We start from the raw sequence: 19,224 nt of genomic DNA, 5'->3' as shown, positions 1-19,224 counted from the left end.
CATTGAGACGCTGATTCAACCGCGAACCATACTTCTTGCCGAATCCGGCAAAAGCCAAAGAATGAAAGGTTCGTGCCGTGCAGTTGGTCCCGGAAAAACGTTTTTGCGCTTCGACCGCAATCCCTTTATTGAAGGACAAATACAGCCCCCTCTTCTTTTTTAGCCCCCGGGCAATTTCCGCGAGTGTCGTGGTCTTGCCCGTCCCTGCCAGGGCCGACATCTTGAAGCTGGACATCTTTTTAGCCATGTCCACACCCTGAATCTGTTCGTCGGTCAATTTTATTTCAGGCACCGAAGTTTCTCCTGTGTTGTTCGTCCTATAGCATGATCCTATCATACATGAATAACCTGATTATGGTATACTATGTTTTCGGAAAACATCACATAGAAATGCCCCTGCAGTTATCCCCATCATCCACGACCCGAGTCCAGGCAACGAAGGGGACCCGACAGAGTCCCCGGCGGTAGCATGGATTGTGGGTGGCAAGCCGGAACGTGTACCGGCTGGTCGCTGGAAGCGAGCCATCCACAAGGTGGTGGGTGATGGGGATAACTGCAGGACGAGAGCCGAGAAAAAAGAGGGACAATGCTTATGGTATACGACGTTTTCGGAAAACGTAGTATACCATAAGCAAGTCGGGCAATGATTATTGATTGCCTGAGCTCTGAATGGCGTCTATTATTTTTTTTGAGATTGAAAATCACAATCCTGGAGCAAAGATGATTTCCAGCGAAGTTCGTCAATGGCTTAATCAAGGACAGGCCCGCATTCGTGAAGCGGTTCAAGCGGCATCCGATTTCCGCATGGCTGCCGCAAAAAGTCAGGTGGTACCTGCAATCGTCGAACACCTCAGCGCAACACGTATATGGGTATTTGGTTCGGTCGCACGCAGAAATGCCTCGGAAGATTCCGATATCGATGTTTTTGTGGAATGCGACGGACCATCGGCACAATGGCCATGGCCCAAACGCCAGGATATGGTCATCAACATCCTCAAGACGCTCAGAAAGCAGGGTTTCACATGGGGTTGCGATATCATTATTTGGTCAACCGAAGAGGTACGCTTGGGATCCAGAAAATCTGAACCCATGATGGAAACCATCAAGAAGGAAGGGGTGTTGATTTATGAGCGATCAGGAAACAGTCTGGACTCATGAAAGGACTGGAGGACGATAAGTGCATATTCATGGTCAAACGCTTGGAAACGCGCTTCGCTCACAGGCAAAAGCGCAAGCGCAAAGTATGCGCAACCAAATTCGGGAACAACTCGTTCCTGCTGTTGCGCAATACCTACCCATCGAAAGCGTCTGGGTTTTTGGCTCGGTAGCACGTAACGAGCCAAGCACAAATTCAGACGCTGATGTGTTGTTGATGCTCACCGCTGAGATAGACGAGAAAACCGTTTTCAGATCTATCCGTAAAGCACTTCGTGACGCGGATTTGTCTTTTTCTTGCGACGTTATTGCCTGGACTCCAAAAGGATATGCGGACAGATCTTCATCTCAAATCGCCTTTTTCACTGAAATTATGAAGGAAAGGATCCTCCTATGGGAATCAACAAACAATCGGCAGAATCAATACGCTGGTTAAAACAAGCTCAACACGATTGGTATGTAGCCAGTCTGCTAGTGGAAAATTCTCCGTCTTCCAGTTGCTTCCACAGCCAACAATCCGTTGAGAAAAGCTTAAAAAGCGTACTCATGGCAATTACGGGCGACACTCCCCATACCCACAACATCAAAGACCTTGCAGAAAGAATGCAAACAAACGGTCTTTCATTAAGCCGCGAAATACGTAGTCTGGATATGTATTACACAATTTCACGATATCCGGATGCCAATCCAGGCGAAAAAGCGCCCTTTGAAAATTATGAAAAATTAGACGCGCAAGAAACCCTCCTGTATGCCAGTCAAGCCATAGAGCAAGTGCGGGAATTCATGGTCGATCATGAGTTACTTAAAGAAGCAGATCTGCCCGCATGGAACCGGGATCAAGATCGCGATACACACAGTCTTCAGAACGGCGCGCTTATAGCCGACCTCCAATCTCTATCCAGCAAAAACAAGTGGTATTCACTGAAACTGTACGCCAATGATGAGGGAGATCTGCGCGCATCGCTTCAAGTGAAAGAAAACAACAAAGTGTTATTCCATCAATCCAACCTGAAAGTCAAAGACGGGAAAGATGGCGGGTTGGTGGTACACGGTGATGGCTTTGATGCCCAAATAGACCAGAAAGGCAAGGTGCATTTTTTTGAAGGCAAGGAACAGGTACGCGGACCATTCCACCCTTCTTTGAAGGCCCCTAAAGGGACCGACGTGAATGATTCCAGCATAAAGGACCTCAGAAAAATCCTGGATGATCGTATCCACCGAGGGAAAGGCCCATACATCGATTGAAAGCGAAAGGATCCCCCCCTACCCTGCCCTCCAAGTTTTCCGAAAACATGGCGTAAGTAACCGCTGCAGTTATCCCCATCATCCACGACCCGCAGTCCAGGCAACGAAGGGGACCCGACAGAGTCCCCAGCGGTAACATGGATTGTGGGTGGCAAGCCGGAACGTGTACCGGCTGGTCGCTGGAAGCGAGCCATCCACAAGGTGGTGGGTGATGGGGATAACTGCAGGCATCGCCCCAACCGGGCTTCACCGAAACAGACGCGCAAAAAATGGAAAACAGGGGAGAGATAGTCGTTATGGTATACCACGTTTTCGGAAAACGTAGTATAGAACAACGGAACCCAACCCCTTTATCTTGCGTTCACTATCTCTCCCCTGTTTTCCATTTTCGTTTCTGAAACTGATGGGAAACGCCATGAAACGGAGTGGAAACCCGCTGGTCGAGAGGCAAAACCCAGGTGTTTTTTAGTAATTATGGTATACTACGTTTTCGGAAAACGTGGTATACCATAATTGAAAAGCGACGAAAAATCCGGAAAACACAAAAATATAGCCATTTTATGGTATACCATGTTTTCCGAAAACATGGTATAGAACTTGGAAATTTTCCGAATCGATTAACGTTTGGTGAGGATACTCGCAAGAGCAACAGTCGGCTCACTGCTGATAAGGGCGACAGAGACCTCCCAAGACCAGTGCAGGAATGCACCATAGATACCGAAGCCCAGAGAAACAACATACTCCTGGTCAATGACATTCTTTAGATTTTGCTTAGACAACCCTGAAAATTTCAGACAAGGCGTCTGCTGCTGATCGCCACAAGGGGTCTAGCTTGGGAATGGATGCAGTGTCTTTCGCTCGTACCAAGCAGGCCGCCTGAGCAAACAAAACCGAGCTTCTTAACAATGACCGACGCGCCAGCGTGACAAAAAAACCACTGCTTTTGATCTGGTCAGCAACATCCAGCGCACGACTAGAAAGCCCGTCAAGCCGTCCCGCAACATGTTCGTCGTGAATGGTGAGGGAAAGAGTGTAGACCACCCTGGCGTCCTTCTCCAAGGCGCGTGTGGTCCAAGCTAACGCCACTGCATGGGACACTAACGCCCGAAGAGATTGTAGCAATCCTTCGGCGTCAGTCAGATAATCCATGTGGTTATGCAGTAGAGTAGCCATGCGAAGAGTATAGACAGGGCAACTAGGGGAATCAACGCCAACGAATTCACATTATATACCACGTTTTCGGAAAACGTGGTATATAACTTGACTTCCTCCCCGCCCTGAACGGCGGGATTTTCCGCGCAAACTGGATAAAGAGTTCGTGGATAAGGCAAAATGTGAGCTACACTCTTTCTCATGGCAACGTTTACTTTCGATACCCTAAAATTCGCCAACAAACTCAAGGCGGCAGGACTTCCACCTGAACAGGCGGAGGCTCAGGCTGAAGCTTTGGCAGAAGTCATCGAAATTAACGTTCAAGACCTCGTAACGACAGAAGACCTCACAGCTTCTCTCAAGGACTTGGAACAACGCCTGATCATCAAGCTGGGCGGCATGATGGTCGTCTCTGTAGGCGTCATTGTCGCGCTCGTAAAATTCGTTACCTGAACCCATCAACCAACAAGTGGTATTCCAGCCACCAGGCATATCGGCCACCGATCAATGATCCGGCCCACCTGGCTAACGGGATGATGCTCACAATAAACCCGCATAAAAAAATAAGTCCTTGTACAGCCAGAACGGCCAGTCCCGACAAAATAAGCTGTAGCGCCAACGAAAATAAAGGAAACAACACAATAAAAATTGCAGCGAAAAATCGCCAAATATTGTCCTCGATAGAAGAGAAGAACAAAGGATTCATCTTTGCCAGATCCGGATGAGTACGCTCGAACAAGGCGAGCCAAACAAGCCGCTCACCATCATCTACGCACATTCCTTGTAGCTTTTTCTTTACGGAGGAATCGTTATATGCGCGTGGAATAGCCAATATGAGGAATCCCGCCTCGAATATCAAAAAAACCAGAGGCGTCAATTGCCAGAAGAGCGTTAGTGCAAAAGTGATTACCCAACTTAACCACAGCACGATCCCAACCAGGAACAATGGAACATCCCAGGGACTCATCAGTCGCAAAGGAATGCAAGCCACTTGCGGAGAATGACGAAAGTCTGCCCATACAACGGCAGGAATTTTCCACAACTCGAAAAGAACCGCTTTGCTCACACGTCGTACACTCCAAACCGCAATAATGGCAGCCACTAACCAAGCTAGGATTTCCATGATAACGACAAGCCCTCCAGCAAGAAAGGAAAAGCATTTGATCCGACTGATATAGGTGAAAAACGACTAACGTATTAGCGCACTGTTTTCCGAAAACATGGTATAAAAGCGTGCATCAAAATGGGTTCCGCTGAAGTCCTGACCGTTGCGCAGTCCATCCATGCGATACTCAAAGAATTACACACGCTCTTTGGTCGCGTCCTGCAATGTGTCATCTCGCCATTCGAGGTACTCCAGCACATCCAGAAAGCCTGCTGCCGCAGCGTTGTGCTCGATGGTCCATCTGGTTTCGCCATTCTGAACATAAGGCACCCAATCTTCCGGAATCCATTTGGCTTCTTCTGCTTTTGCCATGGCGGCATCTTCCTGCTCATGCACCCATGGGTCCCATTCTTCATCCTGGGTATGTTCCCATGGTTTTGGCGTTTGGAAACGGTAACTATTCCCATGCCACGCAGATCGTATAAAGTCCTCTCTTTCAGCCATCAACTCTGGATCGCCATAATGCGGGGCAACAACGCTTTGATACCAATCGAAAGCGGTATCAGGAAGATCTTCCGGCAGTATGCCCAACACTTCGGCATACCACTGGCGATCTCTTGCATCATCCTGTGCGATCATCTCGTCCCAATGTTCATCAACTAACCGATCTTCCATATCTCTTGCGCGTGACCGATCACGATCTTCCGCCAACTGCTTTTCCGAATCCCGTACCAATGCCGCCCACTCCGGTGGCGGTGGGCACAAACCGGCTTCAACCAGGCGGATATTTTCGGCATCGATCCAGTCTTGCAGACGACAGTCTTGCTGGCGGATGTCTTCATTCCTGGAGGATTCCAGCGCCAGGCACATCATGGCGTCATCCGCAGCGACAAGGCCGCTACCCAGACCGTTTTTAACCCGGCCATTACCCATCCGCTCCTGCAGCAAACGTTCGCGCCAGGCTACGCCAGAAGGTCGTTTACCCGCATTTTCCATGCTGGACGTGTATTTCTTGAGCCAGATATACAGGAACTTCTGACGCACGGCAGCCTGTTCCAGCACCAGATCGTGGAACCGCTGATAAAATGCTTCATCGTGACCACAGGAAACACTGTCGCCCTGGTGAGATATCTCATGCTCCACGAGGCTAAAAATCTTCATCGCCGTTTCCAGAGGCTTGGTTTTCAATGGCAACACCTGTTTCCGGTCGATGGCGATATAGGCCGAACCGTCAGTCCATGCTTCAGCAGTATTGGAGTCCCCCAAAAACACACGAAAGCGAATGCCGCCCCGAGTCCGTCGCCCATACCAGAATTCTCCACCCGTACAAATGGCCGCGTATTGTTCCAGACACCATTTCAAGGCGACCCATGCCCGCCGGGTTTCTTTGTCCAACGTGTTATCCGGAGCAAGGGCAATCCGACTTTTGAAAGCTTTTTTGAGCACGTCAAATGAAAGCAGCGCAGGTACGGAAAGAGTGCTGAGGCCCCAATACTGGATATCATTGGTGGACACATGATCCCGTAAATTGTCCTGTATGCGCCCAATGACTTCCACGAAATCCAATGCATTGTACAAACCAAAACGGGAGAGCGTGATGGGATGCACGAAAACGGCCATACCGAATGCCGCCATAGCTTCGGCCTGGGGGATGTCCCGTTCGTTTTCAACGACAGCAAAACTGTTATTCTGAACAACGCCTTTGTGGTAATTGCAATGCTGACGCAGGAACTCGTTCACAGAATAGTGCTTTTTCCCAGGAAGAATAGTCACCACTGGTTCTTTATCATAAATCCGGTGCAACTCCGGGTCACCAGACAATAATGAGCGTGCGCACCGTTCCCGATAGGCTTCTGTTTTGCGTTGGGCATTGCTATTGCCCGAGGCACGGGCCGCCAGTGGCGCGAACACCTTAGCAATATGCTTCCAAACGGGATCAGTTTTGCGCAGGATCTCGGTGCGGGATACGTTCAAGCCGATAGCCCTTTTGGAGACGATCAGCCCTCCGGCACCCCACACATGCCCGGGGTCATGTCGAACCAGTACGCCCTGATTGTAGATGGCCACCGCGCCTTCTTCCTTGGCCCGGTAATATCCAAAGTCATCCACTTGGTCCCATTTTTCCAGAGCGGGGTTACGGGTGATGGGCTTGCCGTTCAAAATGATCTCGATGGGCGTGTAGCGCACTAGGTCACGTACCTCCTGAATGGCCGCTAGGCGCTCCTGCTCAGTCAGCGGTTCATACCAGCTACCGGTGATCTGGCAGCCAGCTACTGGCTCCGAGATGTCCTCCAAATCGTAGGCATACCCCATTTCTCGCGTATCCACCGTCATTTGCCAGCTATGCGATCGCCAGACGGTGCTTGCATGGGCCATGATCTGCCCGCGTCCCAAGCGGAAGCGTCCATACGTGGCGTCGCCTTCTTCGTGAGGTGTACCGAAACGTCCGAAGTAACGGAGCACATCTTCTCTGGTGGCAAAGCCTGCACCATCGTCACTGCAGGTGAACCCCTTACCGTCCATGGTCAGAGCAACTGTGGTGGCTTGTGCATCTATGGAGTTCATCAATAGCTCAATAAGCGCCTTGCCAATAGACCCTGCCTGGCTGTAGATAATGTGGTGGATAATCTGCGGGTCAAGCTCAAAGGGTCGTAGCATAATCAATCTCCAGAGTGTTTGTCTTTTCAGCGTTAATGTTTTCCGAAAACGTGGTATAGCACAATCTGATTAGCTTCATGGCCGCTTGCGGATTAAACGGACTGCAACGACCATACTGCGGCCAAGTAGACGGAATAAGTGGCGTTGTTCACGGCTTGTCTCTCAGTCTGAAAATCTGCTGATAGTCCGACCATGGGGGTAGTTTCCCAATGCGGATGGAGATGCGATAAAATGCCCACGCGACGAAATAGGCCATGCCGAACCCACAAAACCATGGAGATGCCTGTATAAAAAGCAGCGAGAGACCGGTTATCAGCGGGAACAGACCCGTCACCACAATAGGTCCGTGTTGATAAGCCCAGATATCCCAACGAATAAATGTGTTTTGTACAACGGGCATCACCTGTAGCCCTACAAAGCCATAAAGATAACGAAACAGGTAAAGTCCACCATCCATGAATAAAAATGCCATCACTCCAGCGCGGAAAAGAAAAACCCATACCATCCATTCTGGATATAATCCATGTGGAAGATGATTGTCTGGCTTCTCCGTTGGGCCATGGCTAGACCCACCATCAGATTGCCGATGGTTATCATTTTCTTGTCCATATTTGGCTATGTCATATGGCAATACAGCATTCCAACGTCGGAGATGTCGATGGATGAGCAAGAGGCATCCATCGCGCTTTGCATGCAAACCTGTGAAGGGGATACAGCGCAATCCATTGTTAAAGCAACAAACAGTATTGAGACGGGTTACCGTGCATATGGAATACAGACCAAGCTGGCCAACCAACCACAAGATATGGCGTCTTGTGAATCGGCCTGCTTCCATAGACATCTTATTGAAAATATCCAGTTTTCGGTTAAGCATCATTATGGACTACCTCATTGAATACCCACCGATTGTTCATGGCGTCACGAAATTGATCAGATTCCGTCACAGCCAGAAAACAACCACCTTCTTTCCATTTTCTACGGCTATCTGGCAAGGAATGCTCTCCACAGAAGTGAGCTTCTGAAGAACCGCTTCACGATTTTTATCCTTTCGGTACAACCATCCTACAACGCAATCCTGCCCTTCCATCCAGATGCCTACTGCCTGATCGTCAAACCGGTTTTCTGGATCTCGTGCAATTCTGGCCACATGCTTTGAAGGAATAGCCTTCAACCCAGAACGTCCAGGGAACTCCTGATTAAAAGCCAAGTTTGATACTCTACGCATTTTTAACCCCACTTCCGCATACTGGCTTCCAGGGCCACGGGAAAGTCCATCACATCATCCACAACGCCCACAGCATCAGGGACTTCACCCATATTATACTCTCCACAGCAGTAGTATCTGGCACACTGCATTTTCGGCAGCATGTCCGCATGCAAAACATGCTCCCATTGATCATCCAGGAACCCTACGGCGCCCAGATCCTGCAGAATATTGGCTTTGTCTTGCGGCGTAGCCGTCCATCCTGCGCAGACAATGCGGCCAGTTGGTACAAGCCCTGACAGGGAAATGGCCCGGGATCTCCGCTGTTCTTCACCAATGGCCGTCACTACCCAAACCTCGAAGCCCATATCTTCCAGGGCATAAATCAGGTTTTTAGCATCCGGCAAAAGGGGCATACCCGACCAGAACACCTCATCCTGAGCCAGGTCATTCCAAAAGCCATCTACCCCATACCGCTCTGACACTTGAAAGTTTTTAGAAAGCACCGGCAGCTTTCGTCCCAGCTTGTACTCCATGTGACGTTGAAAATGCCGATCAAAATCCAGTAAAACCCCATCACCATCCAAGGCAATCTTTTTACGCATTACTGACCCTCCTTTTGTTTTTCCGCAATCAACGTCCAGACATCTCGCTGAATATCGGAAACACGATTCCACGTTGACACTTGCGCGACAGGGATATCCAGATCGAAAGCTTCTTCAATCATCATGACCAGTTCCATGGCGTCCATGGAATCCAACCCCAGATCAGCCAAAACCGGATCAGAATCCCAATCAATGGGGTGGCTGGACCAATCATCAACCAGGCCTTTTATTTTTTGCTGACAATCTTCTAACTGCACGGTCTATTTCCCTTGTTTTATGCGTTCAACACGCCTCTGCATCTCCATCAACAAAGCAATCAGTCGATCACGACGGGCAGGGCTCATCTTTTCGATCAATTCTATCCAGGCGCGATCTTCCATGTCATAGTCTTCATCACGCCAGCTTGAGATTTTATCATGGCTGCACATCTGAACGACTACCCTTCCCGTGACCGTTTCCATCTATATGGACAGGAACTTGCCCAAGCGCTTCATACACTTTGAGCAGCTTTTCTTTTGCCTGCAAAGCATCATCGGCCATTGTTCTCAATTCAACCACAGCCTCCCAAAAGGCGCCCAGCGATGATTGCGCTGTCCTGTATAGATGCTCCAGACGTTCATGCAAATACCCCAAGTCGGTTTCTGATTCTTCCATTTTAATCCCTTTGATTGCTTCAGTGGACCCAACATCACTGTTTTCCGAAAACATCAATGCATCATCAACTTCTGACCCCGCACGTTCTGTAGAACCTTCACATTCTTTCAGCACATCTTTACCAAGCAAGAAAAACTCTGCATGGAATCCTGCGTCATCATCAACCTCTGTTTCTGCATTAACGTCTGCAGGCACATCATCAGGATCTTGCGATCCTTTCGTCGCAGAATCAGGAATAGGATCACCCGGTAGGCTAAAGATTTTTTCACCTGAAGCAGCCTCATCCACCACCAAACTTCCTGCTTTAACCTGCTTACTGGTAATGTCCCTTATTTTTTTTCGATCAAAACAAGTAACGCCCTGAATGGCCGTCAAACTTCGATGCCCATCCCGCACGGCATCCATGATCATTCCTACATGCGTTTTTTGCAGACTCAATTTAACCACTCCTGTTGGCACGTCGCTTTTATCTTTTGCAGCAGATCGTACCGTTGCCGTTACTCGTCCGGCAACTCTACGAAAAGGCTCAGGGCCTGGCCGATATTCCTCTCGTGGACCTACAGAGAAACCGCCCACAGGTCTTGCTGAACATGTTTCATTCATACCCACCTCTAAAAAATCTTTGGAAAACGAAAATCGCTAATCACTCGTTACGGCAACATTCTCCGTAAAACCATCTGCTCTGGACGACACGCACAAGGACCCCAAAAACCACCAATCCAAAACCCAACCATATCCAGTTGTGACCAAGCATATTTGCCCAATGTAACCCCGCCATTACGGCTATCATGACAAACCCCAGCAATGCGATGAGCGGTCCAGCATTAAAAAGCGGAATGTCCCTGAGCGCCAATTGATGCAACAAAACAGCCTTCACATCCGCGTCAGAAAAGCGTTCCTCAGACAAAAAGTCCATGTGCAGGCAAATACTTTTCCCGAACGGCCAACTAGAAATAGACGCAGGATAACAAGATCGATGGGCACAAAAGCGTACCTTCGCCTGGTGACCAATCATTTCTTCCAAATCTTCTTTAGTTCGCACTATTCAATCCCCCTGCCAGATACGTGGCCGTCCACGCTTACGTTTGCTCAGACCCCTGCCTGGTAAAACAGGTTCTGGCTTTACAACCAGCCCGGACAACCAGTCCTCTACCATTTTTTCATCCCATCTTGGCCCCCTAAAGCCGGGCAATACTATTGCCGGTGGCAACCGCCCGGGATTTGCACTATAAAGATTTCTTACAGCCCCCGGCGTAACCCGCAAAATGTCGGCCAATTCACCATATCCCATTAACCTGTGAGCGGACATACAATTTACCCCCTATTCCTACGTTTTCGGAAAAACTCCTGAGGAGTGATTCTTTCTGGTTGGACAGGTACTTCGTAATCAGTCTTTTTTACATGATGAGGCGCTTCTGGCTCAACCGGTTCATCAGGTGAGATGCCATTTGCCTCATTCAACCACCGATCAAGATCTTCAGGACGACAACGCCATATTCGAGTGCCGGGTAGGATCGTTCTGGGTGGCAATTTTTCTGGATTCACACTCGCCCAACGATTAACCGTTTTTACGGAAACGTTCAACAGGCCGGCCACATCTTCTAGTTTCAGCAAGGGACGCATGACAATGACTCTTGCCCAAACAAATTCAAGGTGGTTGCCTGAATCCTGTTATCTGCACGATACAAGCTGAGTTTCGGATTCAGCCAGAGCCGTTCCACCCGTGCGGTATCCGTCGATTCAACTCCTCTTGTCCTTCCAGACCGACAAGTCACCGGAAAATCCACATACGTCCATCCCGTCGTCTCCAATCTTTTTGCATACAGTTCGCTGGGATAACCAGATAGAGCTACATAGCCCTGCAACTCAACCAATCGATCCAGCAAAATGGCATGCTCCTCTGCAGACTCCATATCGTTGACGTATCCGCCTGACTTCCTGGTACTATCCAGATAAGGCGGATCACAATAAAAGACGGTATCAGGATCATCGTAACGTGTCAGAATCGCCGCATAATCATCATGCTCTATGATGACGCGACGTAGGCGATCTCTGAAGGTGAGCAGATCATCCACGGCATGGCGCATCGAGTCGGCGCGATTATCCAGTTTCTTGGCAAAACCAAAGGACGGATTCTCCAGGTCGGCCATAAAACTTGTCCGAGAGAGATAAAAGAATCGGACAGCCCTCTCAACGGAAGATAATGTACGGGGATCGATTCCGCTGTATTCATCATGCAGAGCCCGAGAATACGGCGTTGACTGCAAGAGATACTGAAGTTCATCAGCATGATCGCGCAGCGTCCTGAAAAAATGGATAACTTCTCCGTCCATATCATTGATGACCTCAACCCCGATAGACGGACGGGCAAACAAAACAGCAGCGCTACCCGCAAAAGGCTCGACATAGGTGCTACCACGATGTGCCCTTGGTAAATAATCCAGAATATTTCGCGTCATCCTGATTTTCCCCCCGAATCTGCGAATAGGACTGATCAGTCCGGCAAAAGATTCATTGTCTGAATCGGTAAAAACATGCAGTAATGGGCTATCGACAGAACGACTTGGCTTTTTGTCCACCGCCGGCATGAAGATACCCAATTCTTCATCCCCACTGGGTATGGTTTCTGCAACATCCAACGGATTGTTTTCGGAAAGCATGTCGTCCCAATCCACAACGCACAGTCCGACACTTTCACCGGCCCTCAAAAGTATTTCTAAAGGCATCCTGGATCCCACTCCCAACCCTTTAGGTAAAAACCCCAGGGCATGCATGTAACGATCCACCCTCAAATCGTCTGCATGAAAAATCTCGGATTCGTCCGTTTTGAGGTCCACTTCATCGCCACACAGGAAGAAGTCCGGATCATCCTTTTCATTGATCTCATAGAAACGGACTGGGCCTTTGTCGTTATCACGCCAGGATGTAGCAATCAGATCCCGTTCCTGAATCAATCCACAGAGATCCCTGCGCGTTTTATATCCAGCAAGTATCCTTGCGATATTGGGTAATGGGACGCTTTCAAAATCGTGCGCATCTGCAAGTTTGTGAACCACAGCCGCAAAGACTGATTTGGCATAGTCCATATCCAACTGATGTGCAAGCAGGCGATTTTTAATAACGGGAACCGCCGATTCGTATGCCTTGGCATATATCTGATTGTAAGCCAGATCGTGCCGCATGGTGAACGACGATCGCTCCCGATAAAAAAGCACTGCAAGTGCCAACGGCACATAACGGGCATGGTCAAAAAAGGCATCTGAATATTTTCCGCCAAAGTAATCCCCAACAAACAATCGCGGATTATCCATGAATGCGTCTACCGACTGATCCAAAAAAGCGATACCGGTTTCCATATATAAATGATGCCCGATTCTTTTATTCATGTATACTATATCATCACCAATGACGCATGCTTGCATGAGATAATTCCTTGAATAGTTTCACTTTGAATACCTATCTCTAGTCGCTGCAACCATCAATTTCCAAAGGTTACGCCCCGCCCCTGATCGATCAGCATGATAGACCGTCACTGAGCTATCTGCAGCATGAATATAAAACAGCAAATCAACACCAGATAAGGCTTTTTTATAATTTTTCTTGGCAAACGGTGAGAGAAAAAAAAGCAAGACCATAAACTGGAAAGAACTTAACACCGCACCCAGATCAAGCCGTGCTGTTGGTACCCAGTAATCTTCTGGTTTCTCCCACACTTTTGCTGCAAAGTCCACATCATCCGGTGCAGCAAAATCTTCTGGTTTCACGCTTTCAATATCCACACGAACAAGCAACTCTGCGCCAGACCACTTCAGGTTCTCTTCTGAAAGAGTAAACAAACCCTTGGCGATTTCACGAGAAATACCATAAGAAATTGGCTCTCCATGAGAAAGTGAAACAAAGAGTTTCTGGATATTTTCCATTTCCATGGTCACGCGCTCTTCGGTAATCCCTATCCATGGAAAGTGATTTTCTTCGCTCAACCGGGCATCAGGCATCGTCAATTTCGCTTAATACCAGATCTTCGGTTTCTTCATTGATTCGGATTCTTGCAGATCCGCCTGCAGCATTCACCGCCATGGCGGCCTGCATAAGCAGATCAACGGCATCACGAGTAAAGGCATCACCCAGAAGAACATCATCTTCTACATCGAACAAATCATCATAAACCGCTAGAGCATCACACATCACACATCCCCTTTATGAGTAAAAAAACAGTATTCATCTGGACATCCCCTTGCCGGTAGCCCCGAGCAAAAAACTATGCCCAACGTCAACGTCATCGAAATCAAAATGGAATTTTCGTGGGTTTGATCGAGGCTGATCATCCCACAATGAAACAGGGCGAAGTCTTTGAGGATCAGGAATCACCAGGGAGAGAGTACGCTTGGATCGTTTCAAAAATGTTCCGGCAGGGGCCTGGAGCATAATGCGGCAAAGAATCTGTTCAGCCCGCAAAGCCCGCTCCGCATTTTCAGATACAGGGATGCTTACCAATACGCGATTCATCACAGAATCACCTTGCGCACACTGCCAGCACGGGACACCAATTGCATCAGTTCAGCGATTTGCACTGATGCATCAAACAGATAGGTTAGTTCTATACCATCACGGTAGGTAACAACAATTTTCTTTTTTTGGACATCAGCCTGTTGATGAACGGCTGATTTCAGCGGAGGGCAGGCCAAATATCCGGCGCCAGGCTTTTCGGGAATGGTTGATCGACCTGCAGAGCTTGCTGCAGTGACCACTGAAAGTGCTGATAGGTTTGACATGAAGGAACTCCTTCAACAATGAATGCAAGTGTCTACTAGGTACCTGTTGCTGCAATGGTATCTATTAGATTCCTTGGTGTCAAACTTTTTTGATCTCAGAACTTTTCGCTAGGATGCGATCCCTGCCTCGAAAGTAATACATATCCTAGCCAATATGTCGTCTCAATACATATACACGACGACACAACAAAAGTATCGTTAACAGTACCACAGATGCGCTGAAGAAACCCAAAAAGGCGTGGTCTATCAGAACACGCCACAAAGAAAACCGATCAACCCGACAGGTGAGGCTACGTTATAAAGAACCGCAAAGAGAAGAGGCTTGAACTATTTTATGAGCAGTTACTCAACAACAGAGCAACTAAAGAGATTTATTGGCTCAAGAGTGATTCCATCGTCTAACTTATTAGCTAATTTAGGATCAAACACCCCTTTAATTGTAACTGTTTTGCCTTTGCTAAGATTCATAACTTCGCTAACATTAGCTTTAGAAACCTGACAATAGACATAATCATTAAACCCCCTATCATTTATATTGACGTTTGGTGCTCCGTCAATCCCTATAGAAGCCCCACCATTAGGTGCTGATGTAATATTTGATAAAACACCACTAACTATAATTGTTTTATCGTTATATTTTTTCTTAAATGCAAAACTATTACTGTTATATTGACCAACAAGGTCAACTGCAGATAAAGATAAAGCAGATATCGCAGATGTTTTTGGCGGCTTTGGAGATCCGAAAAAACCAGCGCTTTTCATCAATTCAATATCTTTAGAACTACTTTTATCTGGATAATCTTCAAGCAGAATTTTTGCATAGTTTGCAATCGTATATGTTTGCGGCATGAGTAGACCGGTATGGGATGAAGACAATGCATCCATCGCCAACAAAAGTCCAACTGAACTTCCTGCACTAGACGCGTTCGTCATGCCATGATCTATACAATATGAGACACCTTCGGCGGCAATACTAGAATCTTCTTTAGCCAACACATAATTTCCCATTTTGTAGTAATTCAAAGCGTCTTTAACAAAATGTAGGTTCACCTCTGGTGTGCACCTTTGCACTGAAGACTCCATCGCGAGATTGTGAAATATTTGATTTGGTGTAATCTGATCCGTTTTCCCTGTATTTGCTTCAGCAAACGCAGTCGGTGATGCGGCCAAAAATCCCATCATCAATATTGAATTCAAACATGCGGCATTTAATTTGCGTGACATTTATTATCCTCTATGTGTAAGCGGGTAGATTTTAATGTCATGAAACATTTTTCTTACCCTGTACAGAACAAGCCAGCTCATTAAGAATACTTTCATTTAGCTGTTTCGTTTTCTCAGACTCTCGTATAAATTCATCTTGCTGTGATGCGGTCATACCTCTAAAGTTCTGCAAAAGCGCCATTTCTCTGGGGCCTAATGTCATTTCTACAGACGAGTCCGAAGACTGGTGCCCGTCATGACGAACATCCATCCATCCATCCGACTCCCCAAGCGTTCTTTCAATTTTGCGGCAAACATCATGTCCAAGGTCTCGTTTTCGCTTGTACCCCTTAGTCTGGACGCCATTCAGAACATTTTGTAAGTATTTTTTACTTACAGGATCAACCCCTTTAGTAGCCATAGCGTCAAGAAGCCCATCGATGCTGCCGCATCTTTGAATTGCTTGCTTCAAATTGCTGATATGAATTTCTCTTATATTCATTGAAGAATGGTAACCCGAGGACACCCCAGTGGTAACCATCTGATAGATACCCGTGTTGACACATAAGTGTCTTATAGGTACCCTACTTTCATGAACCTGCATGATATTTACTCCATAGATGGGCCAAAAGTCCTTGCCAAACTGGCTGGACTCACTGGCGTAACAACCAAACATCTTTATTTCTGCGCGACTTACAGAAAACGACCTAGCTCAGAACTCGCATGGAAACTTGTGGAGGCGGATCCCAGGCTCACGCTCAATGATCTGCGCCCCGATATATGGCGGAGCCAAAAATCCCGTAAGCGGCGGAGCTCAAATTCAAGTGAGTCCGTGTCATGTTGACCCCTCTCCATAGGTGCGCATCGGATAACTCCGAAACCGCCGCCCCCCCGTTGGGGGAAAAAGCGGGAGCACCTATTGTTGAAACAGAAAATCTCGAAGTCTCTCATGGCTTCGCCTCGTTACCAGAAAAATTACAAAGGGGAAGCTACATGCAAGCGGCCTCAACCGAAATCAAAATACAATCCCTGCTCTTGCGGCAGATTATGCATCTCGGCCAAAAGCAGGTTGCAGAATCTATCGGTGTAGCAGAATCCCAATTTTCCCGGTGGTTAGGAGGAGAGGCCGGACTCAAGTTTGAGCAATACTGCCGAATGCTGGAAATCCTTGGCACACAAATCTTGAGCCCAAGTGAAGAAGGTGAATCCTCAACCTCTGTGTCCACGGAATATCTGCAGGCCCTGAAAGTGATCGCAAGACAGGAGCTAATGAGATAATGATCCCTATTGAGCCATATCTCACTGAGTTGTCTGCCATTGATCCACCTATACTGCCAGGCACAGATCTGAGGTGTGAGCGATGGTTCAATCTGGATATTGTGAGCCTGCAAAACTCTGAATTTATACACACAGCAAATCCGGCAGAATTTATGGCCGGCTTTCTGCTGTGGACAAGAAGCTTTCATCAAGTGCCTGCGGGCAGTTTACCTAATAACGAAGCTGTATTATCCAAGCTGGCAGGCGGATATAACTATCAATCCGCAAGCTGGAAAAAGATTTGCACAATGGTATTGCATGGTTGGGCACTCTGTTCCGACAATCGGCTTTACCATCCCATGGTAACTGACACCATTCTGGAAATCCTGCAGCCAACAGGAAAGAGAGGTAGAAAATGACCGATTCCATATTGCCAGAACCACTGGTCGAACCTGGGACGTGCGTACCCAGGAACTTCCAGTTTATGCGGTTGGATGTTGGCAGGCTCCTGGACAGTGAGTTTTGGCATACGGTATCTTTTGAGGCTCGTGGCGTTGCCATGGGCCTTTGGCTTGCGGCATTTCGCCAAACGCCAGGAGGATCCTTACCCGACAACGATGAGTACCTGGCATCGCTGGTTGGCCTGGGCAAGACCAAGACTTCCGTCAGAAAGTGGCTGAAACTCAAGACAGAAGCCATGCACGGCTTCACCTTGTGTAGTGATGGACGCTGGTATCATCCTGTTGTGGTGGAAGAAGTATTACACATCTGGAATGGCCGAACTGCACAAGAGTATCGTTCACGGGAAGACAATGACCCCAGAGCCAAAGACCGTGAACGTCTGCGCCGGTGGAGAGCCAAGCAGAAAGAAGCCAAGGTGGCTGCTGCCGGAAACGAAACGGGCGAAACGAAACGCGAAACGCCCATGAAACGTATCAATGAAACGGTAGAAACGTTACAAGAAACGGATAAAGATAAAGAAGAAGATAAAGAAGTAACGTTTCATACGTTTCAGAAACACGTTTCAGGAACGCTCGAAACGGAAACGCCAAACGTTACACACACACTACCTGAAGACACTTTCCATCAAGAAGTATCTGCCCCAGAACCCAATAAAGACAGGGCTTATAACCATCAGGTTGCGGACTGTGAAAGCCTGTCAACGCATACAACAGGATCACAGGTAGCCCTTGAAGACCGCAATAACCCAACCGTGGTTTTTGTGAAAAAAGAAAAAAATAATCCTGAAGAAAAAAATAGCGGATCCCTTCCTGAAAAAAGTTTTTCCGAAAACGGTAACAACGCGGCAAAACCCACTGCTCCGACTGGTGCTGTTGAAACGGTAGACAACCCAAAGGAAGGGACCCGAGAGGGTGTGCTGTGCAAAGAACTCCGCAAGCTCGGTATCAGGGCAGCTCCGCACATGGAAATAGTCAGGGAAATGTGTGCGCGCCATTCTGATGAGCACATCTTGGCAGCAGCCGAGTTGGCCCTGGAACGAAAAGGGAGTGGGCTTCACGTTGGCTATATTGCTGCGATGCTCAAAGATACCGGCAAACCCGGAAGAAAGGATGGGAATAGTGGTACACAAAAAGGACATAGCCCGCCTAACAGGTCACTACTGCCACCTTTGGCCGTTGAGCAATCTCGTGCATTTAAGTTATAGGAGGAATTTACATTATGGGCTTACCTGATAATTCCGGTTCTGCTGGTAAACATCAGCCAGGAATCCACATAGGCGATACGGCCAAGGACATCCTTGCCCGATGGGGATTTGATGCCAATAACGTGTCAATACTACCGGATCGGCATCCTCAATATCGAGAGTGTGACCGTCATGGACGCTTTCCAATCTCGATGGTGGATGAGCAGGATGTTATCCGTTACCTACCGCCAGTCTGCCCGGTGTGTGCTGCCGAAAAGACCTCCCAAAGACTCATGGAGATTGCAGCGATTCCAAAGCGTTATATGGCATGCTGGTTTGACAATTATACGATAGAATCCCCACATCAGCAGCAAGTTCTGGATGTCTGCCGTGCGTATGCTGACCATTTTGATGAGGAAGATCGACAGGGTTCCAGCCTCATTCTTTGTGGAAACCCTGGCACTGGAAAAAATCACCTGGCATCTGCTATTGCGCATACTGTTCTATCCAAAGGACACAGCGTACTGCAGGTGACGGCCTACGATATCATAGCCAGGATTCGCCAGGTC

At 48.0% G+C, this 19,224-nt stretch carries 27 protein-coding genes; 9 read left to right on the top strand and 18 right to left on the bottom strand.

From position 1 onward, the window contains the following. On the bottom strand, positions 1 to 292 hold a 292-nt coding region (locus BLW97_RS16150), incomplete at its 3' end, for a DEAD/DEAH box helicase family protein (RefSeq protein ID WP_158025209.1). 428 nt (positions 293 to 720) lie between these two features. On the opposite strand from BLW97_RS16150, the gene BLW97_RS16145 reads away from it, so the two are divergent. Genes BLW97_RS16145 through BLW97_RS16135 form a run of 3 tightly spaced genes read left to right on the top strand, consistent with a single transcriptional unit; the run spans position 721 to position 2,400 of the window. Beyond that, positions 721 to 1,158: a nucleotidyltransferase family protein gene (locus BLW97_RS16145; RefSeq protein WP_158025207.1), complete on the top strand. Its 438-nt coding sequence runs from the start codon at positions 721 to 723 to the stop codon at positions 1,156 to 1,158. A 19-nt stretch (positions 1,159 to 1,177) separates the two neighbouring features. Continuing rightward, a complete protein-coding gene (locus BLW97_RS16140; RefSeq protein WP_075323935.1) occupies positions 1,178 to 1,591 on the top strand; it encodes a nucleotidyltransferase domain-containing protein in 414 nt (137 codons plus the stop codon). Beyond that, positions 1,549 to 2,400, top strand: a complete 852-nt coding sequence (locus BLW97_RS16135) for a HEPN domain-containing protein (RefSeq protein ID WP_075323934.1) — start codon at positions 1,549 to 1,551, stop codon at positions 2,398 to 2,400. The genes BLW97_RS16140 and BLW97_RS16135 overlap by 43 nt, the downstream gene beginning before the upstream one ends. A gap of 771 nt (positions 2,401 to 3,171) precedes the next feature. On the opposite strand, the gene BLW97_RS16130 is transcribed toward BLW97_RS16135, so the two are convergent. Next, a complete protein-coding gene (locus BLW97_RS16130) occupies positions 3,172 to 3,549 on the bottom strand; it encodes a hypothetical protein (RefSeq protein WP_075323933.1) in 378 nt (125 codons plus the stop codon). Positions 3,550 to 3,753: 204 nt separating this feature from the next. Here BLW97_RS16130 and BLW97_RS16125 point away from each other — a divergent pair, with 204 nt between their 5' ends. Next, complete coding sequence (locus tag BLW97_RS16125) at positions 3,754 to 4,005, top strand: hypothetical protein (RefSeq protein ID WP_075323932.1); 252 nt, start codon at positions 3,754 to 3,756, stop codon at positions 4,003 to 4,005. On the opposite strand, the gene BLW97_RS16120 is transcribed toward BLW97_RS16125, so the two are convergent. The 3 genes from BLW97_RS16120 to BLW97_RS16110 all read right to left on the bottom strand — a co-directional run bounded on the left by BLW97_RS16120 (position 3,998) and on the right by BLW97_RS16110 (position 7,985). After that, positions 3,998 to 4,675 carry a hypothetical protein gene (locus BLW97_RS16120; RefSeq protein WP_075323931.1) on the bottom strand — a complete coding sequence of 226 codons (678 nt, stop codon included), beginning with the start codon at positions 4,673 to 4,675 and terminating at the stop codon, positions 3,998 to 4,000. The two genes, BLW97_RS16125 and BLW97_RS16120, sit on opposite strands and share 8 nt — an antisense overlap. 177 nt (positions 4,676 to 4,852) lie before the next feature. Beyond that, positions 4,853 to 7,315, bottom strand: a complete 2,463-nt coding sequence (locus tag BLW97_RS16115; RefSeq protein WP_075323930.1) for an ATP-binding protein — start codon at positions 7,313 to 7,315, stop codon at positions 4,853 to 4,855. Positions 7,316 to 7,463: 148 nt separating this feature from the next. Further along, positions 7,464 to 7,985 (bottom strand): hypothetical protein, encoded by a 522-nt coding sequence (locus BLW97_RS16110; protein ID WP_143214950.1) that lies wholly within the window; start codon positions 7,983 to 7,985, stop codon positions 7,464 to 7,466. On the opposite strand from BLW97_RS16110, the gene BLW97_RS19200 reads away from it, so the two are divergent. Then, a complete protein-coding gene (locus BLW97_RS19200) occupies positions 7,974 to 8,210 on the top strand; it encodes a hypothetical protein (protein ID WP_143214949.1) in 237 nt (78 codons plus the stop codon). The genes BLW97_RS16110 and BLW97_RS19200 overlap by 12 nt on opposite strands. 45 nt (positions 8,211 to 8,255) lie before the next feature. On the opposite strand, the gene BLW97_RS16100 is transcribed toward BLW97_RS19200, so the two are convergent. From BLW97_RS16100 to BLW97_RS16040, 13 genes are all read right to left on the bottom strand, one after another. Continuing rightward, on the bottom strand, positions 8,256 to 8,522 hold the full coding sequence (locus BLW97_RS16100) for a hypothetical protein (RefSeq protein ID WP_242947855.1): 267 nt from the start codon (positions 8,520 to 8,522) through the stop codon (positions 8,256 to 8,258). 20 nt (positions 8,523 to 8,542) lie between these two features. After that, positions 8,543 to 9,124 carry an HAD family hydrolase gene (locus tag BLW97_RS16095; RefSeq protein ID WP_075323926.1) on the bottom strand — a complete coding sequence of 194 codons (582 nt, stop codon included), beginning with the start codon at positions 9,122 to 9,124 and terminating at the stop codon, positions 8,543 to 8,545. After that, positions 9,124 to 9,381 (bottom strand): acyl carrier protein, encoded by a 258-nt coding sequence (locus BLW97_RS16090; protein ID WP_075323925.1) that lies wholly within the window; start codon positions 9,379 to 9,381, stop codon positions 9,124 to 9,126. Before BLW97_RS16090 ends, BLW97_RS16095 begins: the two co-directional genes overlap by 1 nt. 157 nt (positions 9,382 to 9,538) lie before the next feature. Continuing rightward, on the bottom strand, positions 9,539 to 10,216 hold the full coding sequence (locus BLW97_RS16085; protein WP_075323924.1) for a hypothetical protein: 678 nt from the start codon (positions 10,214 to 10,216) through the stop codon (positions 9,539 to 9,541). Positions 10,217 to 10,421: 205 nt separating this feature from the next. Then, on the bottom strand, positions 10,422 to 10,802 hold the full coding sequence (locus BLW97_RS16080; protein WP_143214947.1) for a hypothetical protein: 381 nt from the start codon (positions 10,800 to 10,802) through the stop codon (positions 10,422 to 10,424). A gap of 290 nt (positions 10,803 to 11,092) precedes the next feature. After that, on the bottom strand, positions 11,093 to 11,401 hold the full coding sequence (locus tag BLW97_RS16075) for a helix-turn-helix domain-containing protein (RefSeq protein ID WP_075323922.1): 309 nt from the start codon (positions 11,399 to 11,401) through the stop codon (positions 11,093 to 11,095). Beyond that, positions 11,386 to 13,200: a DNA adenine methylase gene (locus BLW97_RS20100; protein ID WP_242947854.1), complete on the bottom strand. Its 1,815-nt coding sequence runs from the start codon at positions 13,198 to 13,200 to the stop codon at positions 11,386 to 11,388. The genes BLW97_RS16075 and BLW97_RS20100 overlap by 16 nt, the downstream gene beginning before the upstream one ends. A gap of 21 nt (positions 13,201 to 13,221) precedes the next feature. Further along, positions 13,222 to 13,773, bottom strand: coding sequence for a hypothetical protein (locus BLW97_RS16065; protein ID WP_075323921.1), 552 nt, complete (start codon positions 13,771 to 13,773; stop codon positions 13,222 to 13,224). After that, positions 13,766 to 13,963 carry a hypothetical protein gene (locus BLW97_RS16060; RefSeq protein WP_075323920.1) on the bottom strand — a complete coding sequence of 66 codons (198 nt, stop codon included), beginning with the start codon at positions 13,961 to 13,963 and terminating at the stop codon, positions 13,766 to 13,768. Before BLW97_RS16060 ends, BLW97_RS16065 begins: the two co-directional genes overlap by 8 nt. Before the next feature lie 33 nt (positions 13,964 to 13,996). Further along, complete coding sequence (locus BLW97_RS16055; protein WP_075323919.1) at positions 13,997 to 14,284, bottom strand: hypothetical protein; 288 nt, start codon at positions 14,282 to 14,284, stop codon at positions 13,997 to 13,999. Then, positions 14,284 to 14,550, bottom strand: a complete 267-nt coding sequence (locus tag BLW97_RS16050) for a hypothetical protein (protein ID WP_075323918.1) — start codon at positions 14,548 to 14,550, stop codon at positions 14,284 to 14,286. The genes BLW97_RS16055 and BLW97_RS16050 overlap by 1 nt, the downstream gene beginning before the upstream one ends. A gap of 342 nt (positions 14,551 to 14,892) precedes the next feature. Next, positions 14,893 to 15,774: an OB-fold protein gene (locus BLW97_RS16045; RefSeq protein ID WP_075323917.1), complete on the bottom strand. Its 882-nt coding sequence runs from the start codon at positions 15,772 to 15,774 to the stop codon at positions 14,893 to 14,895. A gap of 37 nt (positions 15,775 to 15,811) precedes the next feature. Beyond that, positions 15,812 to 16,255 carry a hypothetical protein gene (locus BLW97_RS16040; protein ID WP_143214946.1) on the bottom strand — a complete coding sequence of 148 codons (444 nt, stop codon included), beginning with the start codon at positions 16,253 to 16,255 and terminating at the stop codon, positions 15,812 to 15,814. 392 nt (positions 16,256 to 16,647) lie between these two features. Here BLW97_RS16040 and BLW97_RS18790 point away from each other — a divergent pair, with 392 nt between their 5' ends. From BLW97_RS18790 to BLW97_RS16015, 4 genes are all read left to right on the top strand, one after another. Next, complete coding sequence (locus BLW97_RS18790; RefSeq protein WP_158025205.1) at positions 16,648 to 17,031, top strand: CII family transcriptional regulator; 384 nt, start codon at positions 16,648 to 16,650, stop codon at positions 17,029 to 17,031. Then, the gene (locus tag BLW97_RS16030; RefSeq protein WP_075323915.1) at positions 17,031 to 17,429 is read left to right on the top strand and encodes a DUF1376 domain-containing protein; all 399 of its coding nucleotides are present in this window, start codon (positions 17,031 to 17,033) and stop codon (positions 17,427 to 17,429) included. The genes BLW97_RS18790 and BLW97_RS16030 overlap by 1 nt, the downstream gene beginning before the upstream one ends. Next, the gene (locus BLW97_RS18785; RefSeq protein ID WP_077218508.1) at positions 17,426 to 18,676 is read left to right on the top strand and encodes a DUF1376 domain-containing protein; all 1,251 of its coding nucleotides are present in this window, start codon (positions 17,426 to 17,428) and stop codon (positions 18,674 to 18,676) included. Before BLW97_RS16030 ends, BLW97_RS18785 begins: the two co-directional genes overlap by 4 nt. A gap of 14 nt (positions 18,677 to 18,690) precedes the next feature. Next, on the top strand, positions 18,691 to 19,224 hold a 534-nt coding region (locus BLW97_RS16015), incomplete at its 3' end, for an ATP-binding protein (protein ID WP_158025203.1).

The organism is Acidithiobacillus albertensis (assembly GCF_001931655.1).
Taxonomy (GTDB): domain Bacteria; phylum Pseudomonadota; class Gammaproteobacteria; order Acidithiobacillales; family Acidithiobacillaceae; genus Acidithiobacillus; species Acidithiobacillus thiooxidans.
The sequence above is the reverse complement of the archived record's forward strand: the minus strand, read 5'-3'. Positions and strand labels throughout refer to the sequence as shown.